General features: G+C 34.2%; 23 protein-coding genes and 1 tRNA gene. 9 read left to right on the top strand and 15 right to left on the bottom strand.

Annotated elements, in window-relative coordinates; all coding sequences use genetic code 11:
* Window positions 1-61: 61 nt before the first annotated feature.
* The 6 genes from NMAR_RS07815 to NMAR_RS07840 all read right to left on the bottom strand — a co-directional run bounded on the left by NMAR_RS07815 (window position 62) and on the right by NMAR_RS07840 (window position 5,068).
* Window positions 62-454 carry a hypothetical protein gene (locus NMAR_RS07815; RefSeq protein ID WP_012215842.1) on the bottom strand — a complete coding sequence of 131 codons (393 nt, stop codon included), beginning with the start codon at window positions 452-454 and terminating at the stop codon, window positions 62-64.
* Window positions 451-1,449 (bottom strand): hypothetical protein, encoded by a 999-nt coding sequence (locus NMAR_RS07820; RefSeq protein WP_012215843.1) that lies wholly within the window; start codon window positions 1,447-1,449, stop codon window positions 451-453. The genes NMAR_RS07815 and NMAR_RS07820 overlap by 4 nt, the downstream gene beginning before the upstream one ends.
* Complete coding sequence (locus NMAR_RS07825; RefSeq protein ID WP_148680214.1) at window positions 1,450-2,205, bottom strand: hypothetical protein; 756 nt, start codon at window positions 2,203-2,205, stop codon at window positions 1,450-1,452.
* Entirely contained in the window at window positions 2,202-4,067 is a 1,866-nt protein-coding gene (locus NMAR_RS07830; protein ID WP_012215845.1) for a hypothetical protein, read from the bottom strand. Before NMAR_RS07830 ends, NMAR_RS07825 begins: the two co-directional genes overlap by 4 nt.
* A 96-nt stretch (window positions 4,068-4,163) precedes the next feature.
* Window positions 4,164-4,547 carry a VOC family protein gene (locus tag NMAR_RS07835; RefSeq protein WP_012215846.1) on the bottom strand — a complete coding sequence of 128 codons (384 nt, stop codon included), beginning with the start codon at window positions 4,545-4,547 and terminating at the stop codon, window positions 4,164-4,166.
* A gap of 128 nt (window positions 4,548-4,675) precedes the next feature.
* Window positions 4,676-5,068, bottom strand: coding sequence for a hypothetical protein (locus tag NMAR_RS07840; RefSeq protein WP_012215847.1), 393 nt, complete (start codon window positions 5,066-5,068; stop codon window positions 4,676-4,678).
* A 136-nt stretch (window positions 5,069-5,204) separates the two neighbouring features.
* On the opposite strand from NMAR_RS07840, the gene NMAR_RS09845 reads away from it, so the two are divergent.
* Entirely contained in the window at window positions 5,205-5,375 is a 171-nt protein-coding gene (locus tag NMAR_RS09845; protein WP_187146534.1) for a hypothetical protein, read from the top strand.
* A gap of 44 nt (window positions 5,376-5,419) precedes the next feature.
* Here the strand turns inward: NMAR_RS09845 and NMAR_RS07845 are convergent, their stop codons facing one another.
* Window positions 5,420-5,803, bottom strand: coding sequence for a hypothetical protein (locus NMAR_RS07845; RefSeq protein WP_148680215.1), 384 nt, complete (start codon window positions 5,801-5,803; stop codon window positions 5,420-5,422).
* A 103-nt stretch (window positions 5,804-5,906) separates the two neighbouring features.
* Window positions 5,907-6,662: an asparagine synthase C-terminal domain-containing protein gene (locus tag NMAR_RS07850; RefSeq protein WP_012215849.1), complete on the bottom strand. Its 756-nt coding sequence runs from the start codon at window positions 6,660-6,662 to the stop codon at window positions 5,907-5,909.
* 106 nt (window positions 6,663-6,768) lie between these two features.
* Between NMAR_RS07850 and NMAR_RS07855 the strand changes: the two genes are divergently transcribed.
* The 4 genes from NMAR_RS07855 to NMAR_RS07870 all read left to right on the top strand — a co-directional run bounded on the left by NMAR_RS07855 (window position 6,769) and on the right by NMAR_RS07870 (window position 9,412).
* Window positions 6,769-7,548, top strand: coding sequence for a thermonuclease family protein (locus NMAR_RS07855; RefSeq protein ID WP_012215850.1), 780 nt, complete (start codon window positions 6,769-6,771; stop codon window positions 7,546-7,548).
* Window positions 7,549-7,582: 34 nt separating this feature from the next.
* Window positions 7,583-7,861, top strand: a complete 279-nt coding sequence (locus tag NMAR_RS07860) for a 4a-hydroxytetrahydrobiopterin dehydratase (RefSeq protein WP_148680216.1) — start codon at window positions 7,583-7,585, stop codon at window positions 7,859-7,861.
* A gap of 62 nt (window positions 7,862-7,923) precedes the next feature.
* A complete protein-coding gene (locus NMAR_RS07865) occupies window positions 7,924-8,742 on the top strand; it encodes a 6-pyruvoyl trahydropterin synthase family protein (protein WP_012215852.1) in 819 nt (272 codons plus the stop codon).
* A gap of 124 nt (window positions 8,743-8,866) precedes the next feature.
* On the top strand, window positions 8,867-9,412 hold the full coding sequence (locus tag NMAR_RS07870) for a hypothetical protein (protein ID WP_012215853.1): 546 nt from the start codon (window positions 8,867-8,869) through the stop codon (window positions 9,410-9,412).
* A 28-nt stretch (window positions 9,413-9,440) separates the two neighbouring features.
* Here NMAR_RS07870 and NMAR_RS07875 read toward each other — a convergent pair whose 3' ends face one another.
* The 3 genes from NMAR_RS07875 to NMAR_RS07885 all read right to left on the bottom strand — a co-directional run bounded on the left by NMAR_RS07875 (window position 9,441) and on the right by NMAR_RS07885 (window position 13,509).
* Window positions 9,441-9,839, bottom strand: a complete 399-nt coding sequence (locus tag NMAR_RS07875; RefSeq protein ID WP_187146535.1) for a cytidine deaminase family protein — start codon at window positions 9,837-9,839, stop codon at window positions 9,441-9,443.
* The gene (locus NMAR_RS07880; protein WP_148680218.1) at window positions 9,836-12,286 is read right to left on the bottom strand and encodes a HEAT repeat domain-containing protein; all 2,451 of its coding nucleotides are present in this window, start codon (window positions 12,284-12,286) and stop codon (window positions 9,836-9,838) included. The genes NMAR_RS07875 and NMAR_RS07880 overlap by 4 nt, the downstream gene beginning before the upstream one ends.
* A gap of 140 nt (window positions 12,287-12,426) precedes the next feature.
* Complete coding sequence (locus tag NMAR_RS07885) at window positions 12,427-13,509, bottom strand: DNA cytosine methyltransferase (protein WP_012215856.1); 1,083 nt, start codon at window positions 13,507-13,509, stop codon at window positions 12,427-12,429.
* A gap of 76 nt (window positions 13,510-13,585) precedes the next feature.
* Here NMAR_RS07885 and NMAR_RS07890 point away from each other — a divergent pair, with 76 nt between their 5' ends.
* The 3 genes from NMAR_RS07890 to NMAR_RS07900 are packed head-to-tail and all read left to right on the top strand — an operon-like array spanning window position 13,586 to window position 17,377.
* On the top strand, window positions 13,586-14,458 hold the full coding sequence (locus NMAR_RS07890; RefSeq protein WP_012215857.1) for a phosphoribosyltransferase-like protein: 873 nt from the start codon (window positions 13,586-13,588) through the stop codon (window positions 14,456-14,458).
* A gap of 5 nt (window positions 14,459-14,463) precedes the next feature.
* Window positions 14,464-16,446, top strand: a complete 1,983-nt coding sequence (locus tag NMAR_RS07895; protein WP_012215858.1) for an ORC-CDC6 family AAA ATPase — start codon at window positions 14,464-14,466, stop codon at window positions 16,444-16,446.
* Between the two features lies 1 nt (window position 16,447).
* Window positions 16,448-17,377, top strand: a complete 930-nt coding sequence (locus tag NMAR_RS07900; protein WP_012215859.1) for a hypothetical protein — start codon at window positions 16,448-16,450, stop codon at window positions 17,375-17,377.
* Window positions 17,378-17,427: 50 nt separating this feature from the next.
* Here the strand turns inward: NMAR_RS07900 and NMAR_RS07905 are convergent, their stop codons facing one another.
* From NMAR_RS07905 to NMAR_RS07920, 4 genes are read right to left on the bottom strand one after another with little or no spacing between them, the layout of a single operon-like run.
* Window positions 17,428-19,743: a valine--tRNA ligase gene (locus NMAR_RS07905; RefSeq protein ID WP_012215860.1), complete on the bottom strand. Its 2,316-nt coding sequence runs from the start codon at window positions 19,741-19,743 to the stop codon at window positions 17,428-17,430.
* A 14-nt stretch (window positions 19,744-19,757) separates the two neighbouring features.
* Complete coding sequence (gene pdxT, locus NMAR_RS07910) at window positions 19,758-20,375, bottom strand: pyridoxal 5'-phosphate synthase glutaminase subunit PdxT (protein WP_012215861.1); 618 nt, start codon at window positions 20,373-20,375, stop codon at window positions 19,758-19,760.
* The gene (gene pdxS / locus NMAR_RS07915; RefSeq protein ID WP_012215862.1) at window positions 20,372-21,340 is read right to left on the bottom strand and encodes a pyridoxal 5'-phosphate synthase lyase subunit PdxS; all 969 of its coding nucleotides are present in this window, start codon (window positions 21,338-21,340) and stop codon (window positions 20,372-20,374) included. The genes pdxT and pdxS overlap by 4 nt, the downstream gene beginning before the upstream one ends.
* A 30-nt stretch (window positions 21,341-21,370) precedes the next feature.
* Window positions 21,371-21,904, bottom strand: a complete 534-nt coding sequence (locus NMAR_RS07920) for a hypothetical protein (protein WP_012215863.1) — start codon at window positions 21,902-21,904, stop codon at window positions 21,371-21,373.
* A 91-nt stretch (window positions 21,905-21,995) separates the two neighbouring features.
* On the opposite strand from NMAR_RS07920, the gene NMAR_RS09850 reads away from it, so the two are divergent.
* Window positions 21,996-22,149: transfer RNA gene (locus NMAR_RS09850), tRNA-Trp, on the top strand.
* Window positions 22,150-22,165 lie beyond the last annotated feature (16 nt).

The following is a 22,165-nucleotide window of genomic DNA, read 5'->3' on the forward strand; positions in this document are numbered from 1 at the left end:
AGAAAAGATCTGATTCCCATAAGGTTTGAACCATTTTTGGGAACAAAATTAGTTTTCATTTTCAATCATATTCCCCGCATACATTATCCTTGATTGTTTGAATAGTAGGTTCCTCAAAGTAGAATATTTCTACAGGTTCCTGAGAGGATATTATTCTCTCGCATTTGTAAGTAATTTGTTGACCATCCAAACTATCTGAGAATGTCAATGAAACATATCTTGCATTCTTGGAGTATGTAAAGCTGATTTCTTTTTCAAACAAAGTTCCAGACATGGAAGTTATTCCACTTAGAGGATAAGTCTCACGAAACTGCTGCACCAATTCATTTGACTGATATTCATCAATCTGTTGGTGGGTAAGTGGACCCATAACAAACACGAGAAATCCAGTTATCACAAAAAATGACAAGACAACCCCAATTACTCCAATGATTATCAAGGGTTTGGTTTTCATTTTCTATTCAATGTACAGTGATCAGTGTCAATCCAGTGAGTGTTGTTTCTGAATTTTATGTTTGGTTTTACATTAAGGTAATCATTGTCATTACACAATTTGTCTATCACTGGAACATACTCATCTAGATTGTCATGAATTTTAGTATTAATTTCTGCTCTATCAAACAGGTAAAACACATCATCGTTATGATTTGTTTGATATGCCCATTCCTCAAATGAAAATGCACATCCACTCTTTATCATGTTGAGATCATATGGTACGCCTGCACCAGCAGGTGCTGGTTCACATATACCTCTTGGCGTACCATCCTCATTGTACCTTTGCATGCCACAAGGATCACGAATTGATTGGTAATATTCAAACAAAGTATCAAAGAGTTCTGCACAATAAGGATAGTTGTTTAGGAGATTTTTATCAGAAATTAATGTCAAATCAGGATACTTTAACTCCCATTTACAATACTGCATATCATAGTTGTGAGTAGAGTTTTCTATGATTAGATCTGGCAGTTTTTCCTTGTGTATTGTTTCATCACAATTTGCAATATACTCTTTAGACTTTACATCTACATCATCATTTGGTCTAAAGTTAAAACCATCAATACTTATTTTTCCATACTCTACAATAATTGCAACATCATCAGGATATTTTTTTGTAAATTCTTTGATTATTGGGATCAATTCTTTATTTTCAATCACAGCCTCAATTTCCTTGGTTTGGTGATTCAGATTTACTGCATACGAACTTGGTGGCAAATCCTCATGCAATTGTCTGACTTTTTTCCTAAGATCAAGTTCTATACCCTCAAGTTTTGCTTTTAATTCTGGTTCAATGTACGAACGTTCTCCGGGCTTTGGTTCATTCTCTATTCTCTGTCTTTCATACTCTAATTGTTCCAAATAATTTTCATATCTATCAAGTGCAGCAAATGTAACAAATGGAATTGTAGTCATCATAATTACTCCAATTATTATTAAAAATCTAGTTTTCATTTAATCCTCAAGTATTTTGAATATTTGACCGTCAGGTCCTATTATTTTATTATCCTGAATTAGTGGGACTGGATCAGCCCATTCTTCAACGTAAACCTGATTGTAAAATCCCCCATGTTGCCAAGTGCAAGTGGTTGTTTTGAGTTTAGTAGTTCCATTACTCATACCCTTATCACCAATTTTGTTTTCGGGATCTAGACAATCTTGAATAATTTTCTCTAGTTGATCACTCATCCACCATTGTTTTTTATTCCATTCACATTTTTCATAATCAAACATCCATAATCCTCCTTCATTCTCAGGTCTTGGTTCAGGTTTACATTCAGGCTCAGGTTCAACTTGAGTATTTTCAATTATGTCTAGAGGGAAACTGCCATAGTTATTTTGGATAACATCTACATCTGTACATCTATCTAATGCTATAGAGTATCCATATTGTTGAATTTCAGAAGTAAATGCGGGTTTTATTGTCTTCAAATCATCACAAGTAAATTCTAGAAAATCATGATAATGATCAATGTATTGAATTTCATCAGAGGATAAGAAACCTTTTTCACTGCAATATACTAATTCTGGCAGATATTTTTCTTGAAACACTTGAATATGCATTCTTTGCAGGTGTGCTGTTTCAAACAATTCTTGGCAATGAATCATTCTGTCCTGAATTATGAAGTAAGGAGTAATGTATGGAGACAATGAAATTATTAAAGCAATTGCAACAATAACAGAAATTATTATCAAAAGTCGAGTTTTCATTTTTTATCATCAACAGGTATTATTGAAAATCCATCACTAGAACCCTTAAGAATTGCGGTAATTTTTTCTTGTTTCAAATCAAAAGTTACAGTGACAAAGAGATATTTTTCTTCAACATTGAATTTCAGTCCAACATGTTGATTTAGTGGTGGATTTTTTCTGTCAACTGAAAACGAACAACATTCAACATCATATGTATAGCCATCAAGTATTGATGAGACTTTGTTATTTTTGAGTACTTCAGATATCACAAAATCACGAGCGTCATCAGATAGATGATCCATACTATTTTCTCCAGGAACAGTTCTCAATTCTTCAATCATGTTTTGCCTTGCTTCCAAGTCATCAGGAGTAAGTTCTTCATAGTGATGTCTTGTAGGATCCTCATCTAGTACAGTAAAATCAAATTCTATTGGAGGAGACAAGGCAGTAGGATTTTCAATGCTCTGCCACACAAAGAATACAACCCTGTAGTCTCCTGCAACATTTGGAATCCACGAGGTAGCTGGGCTAAAAGAGGACAGAGGGTTTAGGGTTCCATCAATCCAAGACAATGCTTGAGTTTTTTTGTCACTGTCAATAATTTGTGCAATCCAGACAAATCGTTGTTCACGGTCTTGTTGATTTGCAATATCAGAGGTAAGTAGCACCTGCTCTCCAACTACAGGATAAACAATGGTGTTGTGTTTCAGATCAGATATTCTTGGAGCACTTACTGGTGCACGCTCCAATGGAGGGCCAGTAGAGCCCAATAGTGTAGTTGCAGTCAGAAAATTTTTCGAATCAATTGATTGTTGAGGATCATACAGTGCAGTCATTGTATCTCCTTGATTTCCATACAGAATATTGGGTCCAGAACGTTTGTCACTAAATGCAAATGTACGCTCAAAGACTCCTGAATCTTTACTTGTTTCATAAAGATCAATTGTTATTCCTTCAAGGGAGCTATCAGAGAGGATTTTGGCTTTAACAGTGTCAATGCTGTTTGCAAACTTGTTTTGCTCATGATCAGTTACAATAATTTTAGCAGAGCTTGTACCATTTTTTGTACTGTAATTTGCCTGACTCCACTCTATATTTTTAGCATCTAGTTGTTCAAATGGAAATGGATGCAACTCTACAGATACAGCTAAATCATCATTGACAGAATAGGGTTTTGGAAGTGTATGGTCATCATACTGTACATAGATAACATCATCAGGTAGTGCATACAAACTACGTCCACTTGAATCATCTTGTGAAGTAGAGAAATAGGCTACAAAAGTTCCAGGACTGTCATGTAGTTCTTTTGCATCAATAACTAGTCCTGCTTTATCAGAATCAGAAAATACCTGAATAGAAAGTGTATCCAGAGTATCAGGATTAAGATTCATGTCAGGATCATTGACTGTTATGAGAAATGATTCTCCATATCCATTAAACATTCTAGTATAATCCATAGTACCGACATTCCAGTTAATTTTTACAGATTTTTTTATCTCATCACCATCTGCAAATCTTACTAGAATTGTAAATTCATCATCTCTGCTGCTCTCAAGAAATCCATTGTTAGGTCCAGTTCCCGTTGTGCGAGGATTTGTGTCATACTTTCCATCGCCATTTACATCATGCAAAAATCCAGTCAAGATTATCTCTCCAGTGTACAATCCGTTTCCAGCCTTTGCTAGCTTGTAGTTTCTTATCTCATGATCTTCAGTATAGACTCTAACTGATGCACCATCTGAATCAACTCCATGCTCTGTGATTCTAATGTTGATTTTATCAGTCCACGTGTATGGGGATTTGTCAAGAGAGATAGCAGCAAAAGCAGGAGAGACAGTAATTATGATAATACTAAAAATTACAACCAAGAAAAATTTCATTTTACTTGTTTTCAGGTCAGATGTTCATAAAGTATTCTAAGCTTAGATTTGAATCCCATAAGGTTTGAACCGTTTATGGAAACAAAAAAAGTAGGATCAGCATGCTTTGAGAGTTTGCCAAATTCCTATTACGTTTCCTTCAGTATCAGCAACTCTAGCATACAAACCAAAATCTCCAACTTGTATTTTTGGCATTATTGTTTTACCTCCAGCAGACTCTACTTTTGAAATGTGTTCATCTACGGATGGAACATCAATTACAATTACAGGGTGTTCTCCCGTAGGATCTTTTTTTAGTAGACCACCATTGATGGCACCAGGTTCCTTTGGTTTCATGTTCTCATCACTTGGAGTAGTAGTGGCAAGATAGTAATCCATTTCAGGAAATTTGGTTATTTGCCAACCAAAAACATCTTGGTAGAACTTTTGTGCTCGAGATTCATCATCAAAAGGAATCTCAAAATGTACAACTTTGTTCATGACAGAACAAAATGCTGATAGTTGATAACCTTTTTTCCAAGAGATTTGAATCCCTTAAGACTCATCTACTGTTTTGTAGTCAAAATAAAACGCATTTAGGCATAACAATGGTGTAAAATAAAAAAAGGTCAAAGAGGCATGTTTTCTTCAACCCAATTGACAATAGTCATGATATTTTGGATGTTGCCAAACTCTTCGCCTTCCAAACTTACAAAAAGCAAATGATTGTTTGGAAGTGGGACGGTAATTCGTTTGATTTTGTCATACGCCACAATAGCGTATTTTCCCTTTCCAATTTTTTCAGAAAGCACATCACGTTTTTCCCAGCTTTCAATTGAACGTTTTAGAGACTCTTTTGTTTCATCTACTGTAAGGTAACTGGTTGTATTATCACGAATGCTATTCCATAGAATGTTTCCTTCATGATCACAGATTATTGCAACTCTAGAGCTAGGAATTTCTCCTAATATCATGTTCAAAAGCTTCTCTTCGTTCTCATTGACATTTTGTGTTACAGACATTAAATTTAGTTAGGATAATTGAAAATAACCTTAATGACTAAACATATGAAAATTTGACAGATTATTTTGAAAATTTTAAAAGGATTTTAAGTTTTTAAAAACTCATTCTTAGATAACATAAATTCCCAATCAAAACATGTCATTGTTAAAAACAACAAGATTGACCAAACAGGGAGACCGCTTTGAAATTGAGATTCCTCATGAATGCGTTGAAAAACTAGGATGGAGAAATGGATTAGTTTTAGAGATAGACATTCAAGATTCTGAAGCAACCATAAGGAAGTTACAGGGATTTTTAGGAAAATAAAGCTTCAGTCATACAATACTTTGTTTTTTCTTCTAGTACTAGGATTAAACTCCGCTCTTCATGATATCACTATCAAGGAATTTGATTTTTTGAGTAGCTGCTTTTACTTCATCAGGAGTCATTGATTTTTCCAAAGTAAGATAAACTGTAATCTTTGGCAAGTATAGAATTACTTGTTGCATTTTTTCTCGAATAATGTGGACATAATCAGTTTGTCCATATGCTTCATCCAAATGTTCTCTTGCATGTCTCCTCACATCAAGTTGATGATAAAATGCGATTCTATCCTCATCAGGTTCTGTAGGTTCAGATGCAGCTGATGATTGATCTAGTAAGACATTTCCTTCCAAATCTATTAGACCTAGATGAACGATTTGTGGATCAGCATCAAAGATCTCTTTTGCTAGTAGTTCAGATTCTGCAGTCATCAATTTCATAATGTATGAAATTGTATAAAAACTTCGTTGACAAGCTTTGTTTAAGAATTTAGTTTGAATCCTTGAGAGCTTATCATTTTGGCATGAAAGTAATTCATCTAGTTTTCAGCAAAGTCTTGTGAATCTTGGAGCCGTACTGTAACGCTTTCTTTCGTTTGTTACATGAAACTTCAGGAACGCCGACTTTACTTGCAAGTTTTCTTATCATGTGTTTGCGATAGATGTCTTCAGAATCTGTAATCTTGTCTGAAATTGGTACAGTCTTTGCATATGTGATAAAATCTGGTGAGAGTAATGGCTGTAGAATTTGTACTCCAAATTCAGATGCAATCATGTTTACTGCCTTCATCATTTTGAGTTCATTGTCAAGTTTGTCCTCCATTACCTCTTGGATTTTGGATTCGCCACCTGAAAACGCCTCCCTGTACGCATTATATCCACAGAATAGCTCATCAATTCCGTTTGCAGTAACTACTGTACAAATCCCTAGACTCTTTGCAAGCTTTGATACGTAATGAAATGCAATACAGTTTTCATTCCAAGACAAATTGTCAGTTTTGATTTTATCGTGAATGCCTGATGATATTGATGGAAATGTTTCAGGTTCAATTTCTAAGATATGATGAGGGTAATTCAGTTGTTCATTGACTTCTTTTGCAAACAAGATATCATGGGATTCAGCAAATCCAATTGTAAGTAGTGTAATGTCATAATCCATGTCTTTGCAGATTTTGGAGATTAGTGTGCTATCAACACCACCTGAATATGCAATTCCAATTTTTTTATCTGTAACTGTTTGAGTAATTGCAGTTTTGATGTTATCAAATAGTTCTTGATATTTTGCATCCATGGTATCTCTCTAGTTTCTATAAAGGGTAATGAATCAACCTCTAAATCAGCTTTTTAGGCACAACAATTAGAATTTTAACTGTTAAGAATTTAGGAGATTGTGTAGAATGAATACAAAGTTACTTCGCAATTTAGGAATAGCAGCTGTAGTTGTAATTGTCACAATATTTGCAGTTGGGTCAATAGAACAGCAAGAACAAAAACTTGATTCTGTAGAAAATAAAATAGAAGTAGAAAGTGTTCCTGTAGAAAATGAAATTGAAGTAAAAAATGAACCTGTAGAAAATAAAATAGTAGAAAGTGTTCCTGTAGAAAAGCAAATAGTAGTAAAATCCACAGAATGTTCAGGAGATGCTTTGTGTTTTTCTGGTAAAATTACGCAGATAATTGATGGAGACACTGTTAAAGTCGATGGAAAGTCTATACGATTTGCACTAGTTGATGCTCCTGAATTAAAATACGATGGCGGACAAGCAAAACAATTTCTCGAACAAGTTTGTCCAGTTGGATCTCAAGTTATAGTTGATCAGGATGACGATCAACTTTCAGACAAGTATGGCAGAATGTTAGGAGTGATTTACTGTAATGGTATGAATCTAAATCAAGAAATACTTGATTCAGGTATTGGAGATCTTTATGAAGCATTTTGTGATCAAAGTGAATTTGCTACTCATTATTGGGCAACAAAACATGGATGTGGTGATTCAGAAGATGAAATAACAACTCAACAAATTCAAGACTGTGATTCATCTTATCCTGACTTTTGCATTCCATCTTCACCACCTGATTTAGATTGTGGCGATATCTCTCAGAAAGATTTCACAGTATTGCAACCGGATCCACATAGATTTGATGGGGATAAGGATGGCATTGGATGTGAATCCTGATAGTACCTATTAATTTAGATACAATATACTAAACATCATGAGATTATCACCTGAAGAGATTACAGAGGAGCTCAAGAATCTACCAGGATGGAGTGTTGTAAATGAGAAACTACACAAAGAAATTGAATTTGAGAGTTTCAATCAGGCATTTGGGTTTATGACCAGAGCTGCAATGGAGATTGAAAAGATGAATCATCATCCAGAGTGGTTTAACGTGTATAATAGACTCGTAATAGATTTGATGACTCACGATGCTGGCGGCATTACAAAAAATGACATCAATCTGGCTCGAATCCTAAATTCCCTACTTTGAGGGTGATTTTAGGCACAAAATTTTCAGAATTTATATAATGACTCTAGGGCAGATGATTTCACATGACAACAAATCCCGTAATGCTTGATTCAGATTTCAAGTATATCGACAAGAAAGGAAATCTAATGAAGACTAGAACAGAGTTGACAGTAGCACAAATGCTAGACTTTCTTGAAGACGAATACCAGTACAATCACAAAGTTACATTGAAAAGTGGAACTGAAGTTACAGTTGATTTCAAAACTGACAAGGGACTAATTGAAGTAATTGACAATGAAGAGGACATTGCAAAGTACAAACAGATCAAAGAAGACTTTCCTGATCAAAAAGTAATGGCAATTGGACACGGAAAGTATGCTGCACAGCTAAAAGAGTTGCAAGATATTGTATTTTATGATAAATCACCACAAACAGGTTCTATCTTTTTGGATGATGGATCATTTGCATTTGATTATGCACACATCTTGCCACTAGTTGAGAAATGTTCGATTCTACATGGACATACATCATCTGTAATGGTGGAATTGGTTGGACAGATGAAAGACAATCTACTTGTAGACTTTGGAGAAGCAAAAAGAATTGTCAAAGATGTATTGACTGCATTTGATCACAAGTTTTTCATTAATAGAAAGTACATGAAATCTGAAGATGATTCTCATTATGTAATAAAATTTGAAGGACCTAAAGGAATGTTTGAGTTACAAGTTCCAAAACATACAACATATCTTTTAGAAGGAGAAGCTACTGTAGAGAATTTATCAAGTGAGCTTATCAAATTACTAGCACCTAAGATGCCATCAAACGTTGAAGCTGTTGGCGTTTACATTTACGAGGGATACAACAAGGGTTCCCACATTATATCAAACATCTCAAAAGATTAAGAATTAAGCCTAAACTATGCAAAACTATGCAGTTTTTTTCTAAAATGAGTTGATTTTGTGTTGACCCCGAATCAACAATTTACCACGTAAAGATCGTAATAGCACCATATACCTTAAGGGAATTATGGCACAGGTTTTAGAAAAAAAGGGAGGACCATACCCAAAAAATAAGAAAATTAAGCGACAAAATGAGGTATTTCGTTTACATTTTGATTTAGGTTATTCTGCAGTAAAAATTTCTGAAATGATGAATGTTAATCGTAACACCGTTAATGGGGACATCCATTATTGGTATGGAATTCTTTCAAAAGAATGGGAGAGTTATGATATTGAAGCATGGCATATGAAACAGGTTCACAGATTAGAGTCTCAGAGAACCAGATTGTTTCAAGAGTTGGAAAAGACTACAGAAACCACAGTAAAGTTATCTATTGAAAGAATGATTTTGGATATTGATATCAAAATGACAAACTTTGTTTCAAAATCAGTGTATACTCAAGATTGGTTGAGAGATAGATCAGTAGCTTGGATCAATAAATGGGCAAAAGAGAACAATTCAAAGTATAGATTACTTGATGCAAATGCAGCTTGGTATACTAGTGAAGAGATTACTGAAAAGGTTCGTAAATTAATTCATGATGGTAAGATTGAGAAACGTGGAAAGATTTGATCATTTATCTTTAATGTAAAAAACAACATCAGATGGGATAGTGAGGCATAAGATCCCTTGCAAGAAACTTTTTGATGTCGCCACCTTTTTCGTTCTGATAACCTACAACACATTCTGAACCTCCAAGTTCAAAAATCCAGTCCATGCAGCTACCACAAGGTGTGAATTGTGTCCTTTGTGCCACCACAAGAATCGCCGTTAACTTTGTGCAGCCGCTTGATACCAAAGATGATATTGCTGAAACCTCTGCATGTATGTCGTGTGAACGGAATTTGTGTTCTATGTTGCATCCGGAAAAAATTTTCCCTTCTCCGGAAACCACTGCTGCACCAACCTGCGTCTTTCCAAGAACTCGTGCATTGGAATGAGAGTTCCAAGCAATTTCAGACATCTGATTCCAAATAGATTCTTCGACCAAGACACTCAACTTTTCCATTCACCCTTTTTGTATTTTGATAATCGTTCTTCCCAATCTTCATCATGCACATGATCTGATTTTGATTCCTTTACCTTTTCGAGCAAGGGAATCACAGACTCATCCCATTGCCCATATGCATTTCTGTAAAAGACTGTCTTTCCAATTTCATCAAGAATGTTTTTCCTTAATTTCGAAGCCATATTTCCTAATTTGTCTAGGATATCTTTACGCATATCCGCATCTTCAGTGATTGCAGCCATTTCCACCAATGCACGAGCAGCACCATATCGTACCCAATGATAGGGGTCTGTTTCTAGAGCAATGAATAGTAGTTTTTTATTTTCCTCTGAGGGGCACTTTCCAAGTGGATGAATAATCCTCCATCTACGGGTGTTCTGATTTGGAACATCTGCATCAGAATAATCATACATGTCTCTTAGATCTTTTTGGTTTTCCTCACTTAGATTGCATTCACGTAAAACATTTGATGCAGTCCAACCAATCAAAGAATTGTCAGATTTTAACAACTTGAGAGTTTCATCATTGATTTCTGAATCACGTTTAATGGTAAACAATTGTTTCCATTCATCAAACAAATCTGATTCAGATTTCATGACACTTATCATATCTATTAATTCTTTAAGATTATTTGCTTTAGTCAATTGTTCACCAAAGGTTTTCTCATAATCTCCCAAGTGATTTTTTGCAGATTCAGAAGTTTCATAACCATTATCAAATTGTTTTTGTGCAACCAATACTAACATTGCAGTAACTATATCTTCAGAATGATTGTTAATTCCTAACTTGGAATTTAATATGATGGATGCAATTGCAGCTTTCCAATTCCAATCATATACCTCCAACAAAAATCTGTCAGCAAGTTCTTTATTTTCGATCTGTTGCATTACCAGATGGATAGATTCTAGTGAACTGGACTCCAAAGTAGCTATGTCAAATTCATCTACATCCCAATTCTCTGGGTGTGATGCCAAATATTCGGATACAAGAAAATCATGTAATAATTGATGACTAAATGTTGCATGGGTGTCACTTGTCGTAAATGCCGCACCTCCACCTAACAGTTTATCAAATGTCTCTTGTCCTGTAATCTCTACAAAGTTTTTCAACTCAAATGATACCGAACCTTCTTGATATGCAAAAAATGACGCTTTTGCTAATTTCTTCATTTCCTCCTCATTCATCTTCAATCTCTCTTTGAAGAAATCATTTAGTACGGAAGATTCAGAAGTCATAGAAGCTGAACATCTCTCCATGGCAATATTGAGAAAGAATGGTCTGGATAACAAACTCATGCTTACATCATTCAACTCATATTGTTCTTTACCAATAGTAATGTCTAGATTTTTTCTTATCTCTTCTTCACTCAAAGGATTCAATGTAATTTTGTTCCATCCTGTAAGTGCACCACGTACATCCATCCTGTCCGTTAGCAGAACATATGTGTGAGGAGAAGTTTGTCTTACATATTCTCCTACATCTTGAATTATTTTTTCTGTTAATTCACCAAAATCGCCTGATTTGAATTCATTTATGCCATCAATCACTATTATGACATCTCCCTCAAAACTTTTGAGACGTTCCACTGTAATTTCCACACTAGACATTTTCAGCAGTTTGTCTATGCGTGACTCAGCACTTTCATCTCTCGCATCCTCCAATTCTTTAAAAAATTCTGTTTCACTTCCATTAATGGGGATAAAAACAGGAAGAACCTTTTCTTTAACAATAGATTTGAGAAACTCTGTAACTGTGTTACTCTTTCCGCTTCCTGCAGCGCCTTTTAGGATTACTTTTCTTTTTGATTTTATGATTGAATGTAATTCAGTTATTGGAAATTTTTCTCCGTTTTCATCAGAAAATGTAATCCCAAACTTATGTTCTGGTGGGGGTTTAGCTTCAAGTTTTGTAGTAAGTTCTTTAAGATATGATAAAAGGTTTAGATTTCCTTGCTGAAATTGTTGATCTTGGTCTCCAGAATCTTTTGTAACAGTTTGTTCATGAACTTCTTTAAGTATTCCAATTGCTTTATCCATTTTACTATCTAACTTTGTGGCAATATTCAGAATTTTTTGATTATATGCTGTCATAATTTTCTGAAAAGATGTTTCAGCTCCTTCCATCTCAATTTTTTGTTTTATTTCTGTTAACAGTTTTTCTGAATCAAATTTGTATTCTGTATCTTGAAATGCATTTTCTAGTCCTTTAAGCAGGTTCAGGAAGTCTTGAACAGATCCTTCAGATAATTTTTTGAAATTGTCTGAAAATTCTTGTTTTGACAAAACATCAATTAGTATATCTCTACTTTCTGGATATTTGGCGCCAAATTCATCAATAATTTCTGTACGATATTCATTCCAATTCCACTTGAATGATTTTTGAGCAAACTTGAATATCATTTCTGCAAGGGATAGTCCTAATCCTATCTCAGAAGACATGTTTTCTTCATTCATAATCCTACAATAAAATCATTCATACAATAATATTTCATGAATGATTTCCTGATATCTGAAATATAGATATGTACTCTATTAACAACACAAAATTCTCTCAAGATCTATCAGAAACTCCAATCGTATTATTTGAGATTTTTTCTTATTTCATGTGCTAATGATTCTGCCACCAAAGGAGGAACTGCATCTGCAATTTGCTGATATTGTGAATTATTTGTGCCAAAAAATCTGAATGAGTCTGGAAAACTCTGTATTCTAGCTGCCTCTCTTACAGATATTATTCTATTTTCTTTAGGATGTAACAACATAGCTCGTCTTGCATGAACAATTGTAGGAGTTGTATGTTGATAAGATAAACGTCTATAGATATTACCATGAAGAGAATTTTTATTTTTGAATCTAGATTTTGTTTTTTTAGATAGTGTTTTCCATGAATCAAGTAAACTTCTTCCTTCGTTAATTTCAGAAATTGTATTGATTACATCTTCTCCGTGTTTCGTACACCAATGATTGTACAAGTTATTGATGTTTCCTCCTAATTTTTTTCCATATGGGGAATTAAATTTTTTAGGATGTTTCATAATTTCGTTTCCAGATGTACCTTGTTTTATAGAAGGTAATCCTGAAATGACATCAAAAAGATTATCGCATGAAACAGGAATTTTGATCAAATTCAAATTACATTCATGTCCATTCAAAAAACCTGTTACAAAGAGTCGTTTTCGTTTTTGTGGAAGTCCTGCTTTTTCACAATCAATCACAGATACGCTCAGAATGTATCCTAATTTTTTAAAATCATTGAGGAATTTTTTCCAACCTGGGAGATTTCTAAAATTGGTAACATTTTCAAATAAAAATGCCTGAGGTTTTAATTCAGATATTATTCTGAAATAATGATTTATAGCATTTGCAAAGGGATGATTTTTGCCATTATTTTGTTTATTTGCATTTGAATAAGGTTGACAAGGAGGTCCTCCTATTACACAAAATCTCTCTTTTGATGTGATTTTTTTTAGTTCGTTTGATTTTATGTTTTTTATATCATCTACAATTAATTTAGTCTCCTTGAAATTTTTTGAATATGTTTCAGCAGCACTCTTATCAAATTCCACTGCTGCAATGACTTTGAACCCTGCATTCTTAAATCCTAAACTTAATCCACCTGAACCTGCAAATAGATCGATAACGCCAATTTCTTCTTTCCTCATATTTTTAATAAATTAAATCTGGATAAAAATCAAGTCCTGCAAGATTTATGTCATACCATGTTATTTTCATAATTACATGGCCTTATTTTTTAATGACCCAAAATTCCATACAATCTATGAAAAAATAATGGATCTCAATGAATTGGTTTGGGAGAATAAATTAGATCCCTTTATGATTGAACAATGGCTAGAAAACTTTGATACTAAATCTGATAAATTAGAAATGTTGGAATTGTTATCTAAATTTACTTATTACAATGAAAAAGAAATTTCTTCTCTTCTCACGTCCTCTTTTGAACTCTTGAAAAGCTATTTGAGTTTGATTCACCTAAATCAAAAAATTGAAATTAGTGATTTGAATGAATTTGTGAAAAACAACTGTTATTTCGTTGGGACATGGGAAAATCCCAGTAAAAGTGGAGTTCATCTTTTATATGATTTTAGAGTTTTAAACAAATTACCCCCCAGAATTTTTTGTAACACTGTAAAAGATGTTCCAAAAAATGCACCGTTTGTTATTTTTCTTGACGATATTGCTGGTAGTGGAAGACAGGCCAGCGACTTCTGGAATCTACGAGTAATAAAGGAAAGAAAACATCTAACAAATACGAAATTTCTCTATTTGGTATTGGTTGGAAATGAAAAGGGTATTGAGTATATTGAGACAAAAACTAAGATCAAAGTTCTTCCAGTGGTAAAATTAGATGATAGATACAAATTATTTTCAAAATCATCTATTTATTTCCCTGACAAAAAAAAGAGGCAAAAAGTACAAAAAATTTGTGAAAAATATGGGAAGAGACTATATGCCAATAACCCTCTAGGTTTTGCAAATTCTCAAATGTTAATAGGCTTCCATCATAATATACCTGATAATACGTTACCAATAATATGGGAAAATAAAAATAACTGGGATCCAATATTCCCACGTTTTGGAGCTGTGGTGTAAAGAGCATGCAAATTAGAAATCCCTTTGAAGAAGTAAATGCAAATAATCTAGATGATGATGAAATCTTAGATTTTTGGATTAAACCTGAGGGTATTTTCAACAAACAGCTTGAGGGAATCAAATTAACTGGTCTCACTCCATTGTTTTTATTTGGTGGAAGGGGTACTGGAAAAACTACCGTTTTAAAATACATGTCATTTGATCTACAACAAAAAGAATTTCTTAAAAAAAATACTGACATGAAAAATTTCTTAACAAAAAATAATTTCATAGGAATTTATCATAGATTTGATGGTCCACAACTGGACGCATTTAATGCAGGACCAGATGATCGAAAATGTCTTGAAGCATTTCGATTTTTTATTGAACTTGTACTATCACAAAATTTCCTTTGGATTGTTGAAAAACTTCTAGAAAACAAATCCATCACTTCAAAATTTAATGAAAAAACCCTATGTGCTAATATCTCTGAATTAATTTTTGGCAAAAAAATCACATCTTTGTCTACCATCTCAAAAATTAGGAAAAAATTAGGAACTATTCAGTATTCCTTAGAGAAAGCACGAGATAAATCTGCAATAGATGGAAAAGAAATTGATATTAAAAATATAATTCCTAGAGGTAGACTAATTTTCGATCTACAAAATGAAATCACAAAAACTATTCAAGAACTCAAAAACATAAAAATTCTTTATTTGTTTGATGAGTATGAAAATCTCACATATGATCAACAATTACTTTTCAATACTCTGATCAAACATAGGAAATTCAATGTAAGTTTCAAAATTGGTTCTCGTTTAAAGGGTGTGAAAACTTACGATACATTAACAACTGAGGAATATCTTAGAGAACCTGCTGATTATAGAAAAATAATCTTTGAAAATATTCTAAATGTCTCGTCATTAGAATACAAAAAAATTCTTATTAAAATTGCTGAAAAACGCTTACGTCACATTCCTGAATTTAAATCAAAGAATCTAACCGATATTAAAAAAATCCTGGGCTATAGCCTTTCACCTGAACAAGAAGCCAATAGGATTGTTAACTCTAGCAAAGACAAACGAAAACATTTCTACAAAATTGAAAAACACAAAAAAACTTCAATTAGTGAAAAAACAATATCTGACTTAAAATGTGAAGGAAGGCCATTAATTGAAAAACTGAATATGATGTTATTAAATCGAAACTATCCAATATCTAAAATCAAACTAATGATGAACCATTTTGTTTCTAGAAACTCAAAATCAAGTTATCATAAACAATACAAAAATCTCTATGACAAAAACAAAGTTGCTTTATTGTTTCAATTGATATCTGACTACAGACCTAGGGAGAAACAATATTCTGGATTTGATACTTATGTGAGTCTTTCTTCTGGTATCATAAGGACTTTCCTAGAATTATGTTTTCATGCATTTCATTTTGCAATATTTGCCGAACAAAAGAATTTGTTATCTGGTAAACCAATATCTCACGAATTACAAAATGATGCTGCAAAATTAATGTCACAGAAATATTATGAAGAAATTGCAGTGATTCCTAAAGGCTATGGGGTGTTTGTTGCTAGATTAGTTGATAACATTGGTTCAATTTTACGTGGATTACATAAAGATCCTCTAATTTCTGAACCTGAACCCACATACTTTACAATTGAATATGAAAATCTTGATTTGAAAACTAGAAGTGTTATTGACACTGCAGAACAATGGTCAATTTTACAACGAACTATTTCTATGAAGCCAAAAGCAAAATTACAAGCACATCTAACTGATTTTCATATTAATAGAATGTTCTGTCCAAAATATTCAATTTCATATCGTAGACGAGGTAGAACATTAATCACTCCATCTGAAATACACATTCTAACATTTGGGAATGAACAAGAACAAAAAACTATTCGTGAATTAGTTAGTAGAGAAAAAGAAGTTAGAAAGGCTAGGAAAGTCAGAGACCAAGGACAACCCAAAATTATTGATTTTTTAGATTAAAATGAAAAATATCCAAGAACTTGATTCATTAATCCAAGTAAAACCGTTAGAATATGATTATTTTATTTATACAAAAAATTCAGAAAAGAGATCATCAAACGTACTAAATATTTTTAAAAAATCAAAAATCAAAATTAAAAATTTAATTGAATTACAGTTTGAAGACACTCAAACACCTAAAATCAGAACAATTGGATCAAGATATGTGATCACTTGTCCTTACAGACATGTTCTTATGGGCATTAAATCTATTTTTGACTTATTACACAATCTACATTTCAAAATTAATGATAAGGTGTGTATTGATATTACTGGTACTGATGTACCATATTTTTTCCATCTTCTAAAAACACTCAAATTTAAAAAAATGTTATCAAAAATTGATTTAGTATACACAGAACCTGAAACATATAAAAAAACTTCAAATAAATTTATTTTTTCCGAGGGAATTAGAAATGTAAAACAATTTCCTGCATATACTGGAAGAACAAACCCAAATGGGAAAAAAATACTTTTGATTTTAATAGGTTTTGAAGGACACCGTTCATACAAAGTCTTAGACTCTATTGAGCCCGACAAAACATTGGCGCTAAATGGATTTCCAAGTTATTCGTTAGAATTCAAAGATACTAGTATTCTTGAAAACAAAGAACTGTTAACTAGTCCATCATGTAAAAATAATACTCTTTTAGCATCAGCACACAATCCTTTTGAAACATTAAAAATTCTCAATAATCTTCCGTCTAGCCACAAGAAACATAATTTAATCATGGCTCCTATAGGAACAAAACCTATGTCTTTAGGGGCTTGTCTTTATTGTCTCAAAAATGAATCGGTTCGCGTAGTTTTTCCTTATCCCAATTCATATATTTCCAAAAATGCACCTGCAGAAAAAATTGGTAAAACTTGGATCTATCAATTAGTTCTTTGAGTCCGTAACTACAAGTCTCTTTGATGTAACAATGGTTCAAGTTTCAAGAATCACTCAAGATTGTGCATTGATTGCAAATCTTTCTTAAACTCTGACAAACTTTCAGGAACTTCAACTGCAATAGAGTCCTTTAATGACAATTCTTTTGCCTTTTTCTCATTCCATACTTTAGAGTTAAACTGTACAACTTCTTCAGTGGTTTTGGAATAATCTTCTACCTTTTCAGATTCAGCTTGTCTTTCAGTATGAATACTAGTCTCAGAGTATAGTGTCTGCCACAAATGCTCTGTGATAAATGGTGTAATTGGTGCCAATAATTTCAAGACTGTGGAGAGTACTTTGTGTAGTGTGTAAATGGCTGCATCTCGTTCCTCTTCAGAAAATCCTTCTCCGTAGGCTCGTTTTTTGACCATTTCGATGTAATGAGCTGCAAACAAATTCCAAGTAAATTCCCTGATTGCAATTGCTGGAACAAAGAAGTTGTATTCATCATATCCTTTCTTGCAATCTTTAATCAAATTGTTCAATTCAGACAAAATCCACTTGTCAACGGTAGTTGGTTTTCCTTCTTTGATTACAGGAAAGCTTGACAAGAATCTTGAGACATTCCATAGTTTGCTCAAGAATTTCTTTGTAGACTCTATCTTTTGCTCATTGCATCTAAAGTCATAACCATGATTAATCTCACTTGCACTCCAGAATCGAAATGTGTCAGCTCCAAATTTCTCTATTACTGGTAATGGATCAATTGCATTTCCTTTACTTTTACTCATCTTCATTCCTTTCTCATCTAAACCATAACCCATAATCCAAGCTTCAGTCCATGGTTTTTTACCAGTTAACATATCACAACGCAAAAGTGTGTAATACAACCAAGTCCTTACAATATCTTTTGCTTGAGGTCTAAGTGATGTTGGATAAGTTTTCTCAAAGAATTCTGAATCCTTATCATACTTTGTAACAAACAATGGCGATACACTAGAATCCATCCATGTATCAAATGTTCTATCCTCCCCAGTAAATTCACCATTACCGCACTTTGTACACTTTTCAATTGGACACTTCTCCTTCCATGGTTGATAGTACTTTCCTGGTTCAGGGACGTGCGGTTCATTACAACTAGAACAATACCAAATTGGAATCTCTGTTCCATAGTATCTTCGTCTTGAGATTGGCCAGTCAATGGATATGGAATCAAGCCAATTCATCAAAATCTGCTTGTGCATAGAGGGGTAAAACGTGATTTCTGAGCCTAATTTTCGCATTTTTTCAATGGAATCTTTCTGTTTGAGATAGTACTCCTCCATGGGTATAATCTCAATTGGAATCTTACTTCGCTCTGAAATTGGTGTTCTATGATTAATCTCTTCGATTTTTTCTACAAATCCTTTTGATTCTAAATCTGCAATAATTTTTTCTCTAGCTTGTTTTGGTTTGAGTCCTGCATATTCTCCTGCAGCTTCAGTCATCCTTCCATCCAAACCAATTGCAACAATCTCTTCTAGTCCCATCTCTCTAAACAATGCAACGTCATTTTGATCACCATAACTACAAACCATTACAGCTCCTGAACCAAAGTCTTGCTGAGCTGAATGGTGAGTCTTGATTTCAACTTCCGCCCCTGTAATTGGTACAACTACTTTACTTCCAACAAATGGAGCATATCTTTCATCTTCAGGGTTTACAATAATGGTACGACATGCACATAGTAGTTCTGGTCTTGTACTTGCAATGATGATTTCCTTATCCATATCTTTAATCTTGAATTTCATGTGAACTAGCTTTGTCATCAAATCTTGGTATGCAATTTCAGCATCAGCAATTGTAGTGCCAGATACCCAATCATAGTTGTTAGGTCGAGTAGCTAGAACAATCTTTCCTTCTTTCCATAGTTTGATGAATGTTGATTGTGTTAATGCACGATATTCTTCTGAATCTGTTCTGTAATGATTCTTCAAGTCACCACTCAAACCAAGGTTTGTCATAATCAACACCATCTCTTCTTCCAAGTCATCTAGTGCTTCTCGGCACAAATCCAAGAATTCTCCTCTGTCAGTTTCCCTCATTCTGATGTTGTGTTTTTTCTCAGTGTAGAACTCTACAGGCAAACCATTTCTGTCAATTCCAATTGGAAAGTAGACGTTCTTGCCATTCATGCGAGCAGTTCTTGCAATCATGTCTATCTGAGAATAGTGAGCAGCAGCTCCAATGTGCCATGGCCTGCCTGATGGGTATGGTGGAGGCGTATCTATGGTGTAATTATCATCAGTTGGAGTGAATTTGTAAAGGTCTGAATCCTGCCATTTCTTTAAGACCTGTGCCTCTAACTCTGGATTCCAAGCTTTCTCTGTAATTTTTGGGTCCATTTTTAATTTTGAAATTATTGTTTTGTTTCTTTAACTAGATTTACAAAATATTTGTGAACTGCTAAATCATCAGTTAGTTCTGGATGGAAAGATGTTCCAATGATGTTTCCTTTCTTGATTGCAACAATTTTCTCATTTAGTTTTGCTAAAACTTCAATGTCATCTGATGTGGATGAGATAGCTGGAGCTCGAATGAATACTCCATTATAGTTTGAGATTCCAATTGAGTCCATAGAGACATTTGCCTCAAATGATTCACGTTGTCTACCAAAGGAATTTCTTTCAAGTTCGATATCTAGAAAATCAAATAGCGGTTGCTCTGTTTTTCCAACAACTCTATCAGTTGCATTGCTTGCAAGTAGCACCATTCCAGCACAGATTCCTAGTACTGGCATTCCAGATTCTACCTTTTGCTTGATTACTTTTTGAGAGCCATTAACCAAAGACAATTGTCCAATGGTAGTGCTCTCACCGCCAGGAATGACCAATCCATCCATTGCAGAAATCTCCTCAGGAGTCTTTACAACATGAACAGTTGCATCCTGATTCAAATCAGCAATTGATGCTACCAATGATGAAACATTTTCTGCAACATCACCCTGAATGGCTAAAATTCCAATCTTTGCGCTCATGCGGAACCGCCTCTATCTTGCATACGTAACTCTAGAGTTTTAACATCTAATCCTAACATTGATTGTCGCTCATCAATCATCTTTTGAGCTTCTTTGACCTTGTCTGCCTCATTCCAAAATGTTGTAGCTAAAACAATTGCTCTTGCACGCTCTGCTGCATCATCAGCTGCAAAAATTCCAGAACCAACAAAGATTCCATCACATCCTAATGACATCAGATATGCTGCATCAGCTGGTGTTGCAATTCCACCTGCTGCAAAATTAACAACAGGCAATCTTCCTAGTTTTGCAGTTTGCTCTACAATATCATAAGATACTTTGAATTCTCTTGCCATTCTAACTAGATCTTGATTGTCCCCTGAATCATACATTGACTTTATTGTTCTTAATTCATCATTTACTTTTTTGATATGAGTGATGGCTTCAGCAACATTGCCAGTTCCTGGTTCTCCTTTTGTTCTAATCATTGCAGCTCCTTCTTCAATTCTTCTCAAAGCTTCAGCCAATGATCTAGCACCATTAACAACAGGTGTTGTCATGTCCCATTTCCAAATGTGACGTAGCTCATCAGCTGGAGTCAACACTTCAGATTCATCAATCATGTCAACATCAGTCTCTTGTAACACAAGAGCTTCATTGACATGACCAATTCTACATTTTGCCATTACAGGAATTGTAACTGAATCCATAATCTCTTCAATAATTCTAATACTTGCAGTTCTTGCAACACCACCTGCCTTTCGAACGTCTGATGGAAGTTTGTCCAATACCATAACAGAGACTGCGCCTGCTTCTTCAGCAATCTTGGCTTGCTCTACATTTGTGACATCCATTACAACTCCATTTTTTAGCATGTGGGCAAATCCACGTTTCAGAGTTGAAGAGCCACGAATAACATCGCCAGAGTCTAATTTTTCAGAAATTATTCCCTTTGCGTCTTTACGTTCCCCAGATAATGGAAGCATACAATAATTTTCGCTACAGGCTATTTGTACCTATTCACGAATGTCGGAAATTATCGCGTCTAGTTCAGTTTCAACCATGGTAATGATTGGAGGAATAAAACCACTAGTTGCATTTTGTTCTGGCCAATGAATCTCCTGGTTGCGACCATTCAAAGTAATTTTCACGTTGGATTTTTGAAATTCTTTTACATCCTCTAAAATTGGAAAAGAGTCAACTGGAATCTCCATAAAGCCAGTTTCCTTTATCAATGCTTTAATCTTGTTTAGTTTCTTTTCATCTAACTGCGACCGAATGTCTGGTTGAAGATATCCCAGCTCAGTTACTGAATACTTTAGCTCACCGTCATTTTTGATAAGCAAAATCTCTGTCTTTTCTGCACCAGTACGTTCAGTTACTCCATATTCAACTGTCCTTAGCTGGTGTTTTGTGTATTCAATGTCTAGTTTATCAAAAGAGTTTGCAGCTGAAATTGGAATTTCATTTTTTGTTAGTAGTGGAACTGAAATCAACAAAGCAATTACAACAGGAATTGCTCCTAGTGCAAGCATCGCTTTTCTTACCATAACTTTCTCAACTGTTCAGAATTGATGATTATTGCAAATAAATCTTGGTTAAAAGTAACTTAAAATTCAAGTCCATTTCATTCTTGTTTGTGGGGTCGTAGCCTAGCCTGGTAGGGCGACAGTGTCTACGAAAAAGATCACCGCTAAGGGCTCCAGAGGTAAACTAAGCTAAACTGACTCACGGATGATGTAAGTTTGGAGCTGTAGTGACCCGTAGGTCGTCGGTTCGATTCCGATCGGCCCCACGTCCTAAAAATTATA

The organism is Nitrosopumilus maritimus SCM1, assembly GCF_000018465.1.
In the GTDB taxonomy this organism is placed as follows: domain Archaea; phylum Thermoproteota; class Nitrososphaeria; order Nitrososphaerales; family Nitrosopumilaceae; genus Nitrosopumilus; species Nitrosopumilus maritimus.

What these genes read in the sequence shown, in the direction of transcription:
- NMAR_RS07815 (WP_012215842.1), bottom strand. Translation starts at nt 454, where the DNA reads ATGAAAACCAAACCCTTGATAATCATTGGAGTAATTGGGGTTGTCTTG.
- NMAR_RS07820 (WP_012215843.1), bottom strand. Translation starts at nt 1,449, where the DNA reads ATGAAAACTAGATTTTTAATAATAATTGGAGTAATTATGATGACTACA.
- NMAR_RS07825 (WP_148680214.1), bottom strand. Translation starts at nt 2,205, where the DNA reads ATGAAAACTCGACTTTTGATAATAATTTCTGTTATTGTTGCAATTGCT.
- NMAR_RS07830 (WP_012215845.1), bottom strand. Translation starts at nt 4,067, where the DNA reads ATGAAATTTTTCTTGGTTGTAATTTTTAGTATTATCATAATTACTGTC.
- NMAR_RS07835 (WP_012215846.1), bottom strand. Translation starts at nt 4,547, where the DNA reads ATGAACAAAGTTGTACATTTTGAGATTCCTTTTGATGATGAATCTCGA.
- NMAR_RS07840 (WP_012215847.1), bottom strand. Translation starts at nt 5,068, where the DNA reads ATGTCTGTAACACAAAATGTCAATGAGAACGAAGAGAAGCTTTTGAAC.
- NMAR_RS09845 (WP_187146534.1), top strand. Translation starts at nt 5,205, where the DNA reads ATGTCATTGTTAAAAACAACAAGATTGACCAAACAGGGAGACCGCTTT.
- NMAR_RS07845 (WP_148680215.1), bottom strand. Translation starts at nt 5,803, where the DNA reads ATGACTGCAGAATCTGAACTACTAGCAAAAGAGATCTTTGATGCTGAT.
- NMAR_RS07850 (WP_012215849.1), bottom strand. Translation starts at nt 6,662, where the DNA reads ATGGATGCAAAATATCAAGAACTATTTGATAACATCAAAACTGCAATT.
- NMAR_RS07855 (WP_012215850.1), top strand. Translation starts at nt 6,769, where the DNA reads ATGAATACAAAGTTACTTCGCAATTTAGGAATAGCAGCTGTAGTTGTA.
- NMAR_RS07865 (WP_012215852.1), top strand. Translation starts at nt 7,924, where the DNA reads ATGACAACAAATCCCGTAATGCTTGATTCAGATTTCAAGTATATCGAC.
- NMAR_RS07870 (WP_012215853.1), top strand. Translation starts at nt 8,867, where the DNA reads ATGGCACAGGTTTTAGAAAAAAAGGGAGGACCATACCCAAAAAATAAG.
- NMAR_RS07880 (WP_148680218.1), bottom strand. Translation starts at nt 12,286, where the DNA reads ATGTCTTCTGAGATAGGATTAGGACTATCCCTTGCAGAAATGATATTC.
- NMAR_RS07885 (WP_012215856.1), bottom strand. Translation starts at nt 13,509, where the DNA reads ATGAGGAAAGAAGAAATTGGCGTTATCGATCTATTTGCAGGTTCAGGT.
- NMAR_RS07890 (WP_012215857.1), top strand. Translation starts at nt 13,586, where the DNA reads ATGGCCTTATTTTTTAATGACCCAAAATTCCATACAATCTATGAAAAA.
- NMAR_RS07895 (WP_012215858.1), top strand. Translation starts at nt 14,464, where the DNA reads ATGCAAATTAGAAATCCCTTTGAAGAAGTAAATGCAAATAATCTAGAT.
- NMAR_RS07900 (WP_012215859.1), top strand. Translation starts at nt 16,448, where the DNA reads ATGAAAAATATCCAAGAACTTGATTCATTAATCCAAGTAAAACCGTTA.
- NMAR_RS07905 (WP_012215860.1), bottom strand. Translation starts at nt 19,743, where the DNA reads ATGGACCCAAAAATTACAGAGAAAGCTTGGAATCCAGAGTTAGAGGCA.
- pdxT (WP_012215861.1), bottom strand. Translation starts at nt 20,375, where the DNA reads ATGAGCGCAAAGATTGGAATTTTAGCCATTCAGGGTGATGTTGCAGAA.
- pdxS (WP_012215862.1), bottom strand. Translation starts at nt 21,340, where the DNA reads ATGCTTCCATTATCTGGGGAACGTAAAGACGCAAAGGGAATAATTTCT.
- NMAR_RS07920 (WP_012215863.1), bottom strand. Translation starts at nt 21,904, where the DNA reads ATGGTAAGAAAAGCGATGCTTGCACTAGGAGCAATTCCTGTTGTAATT.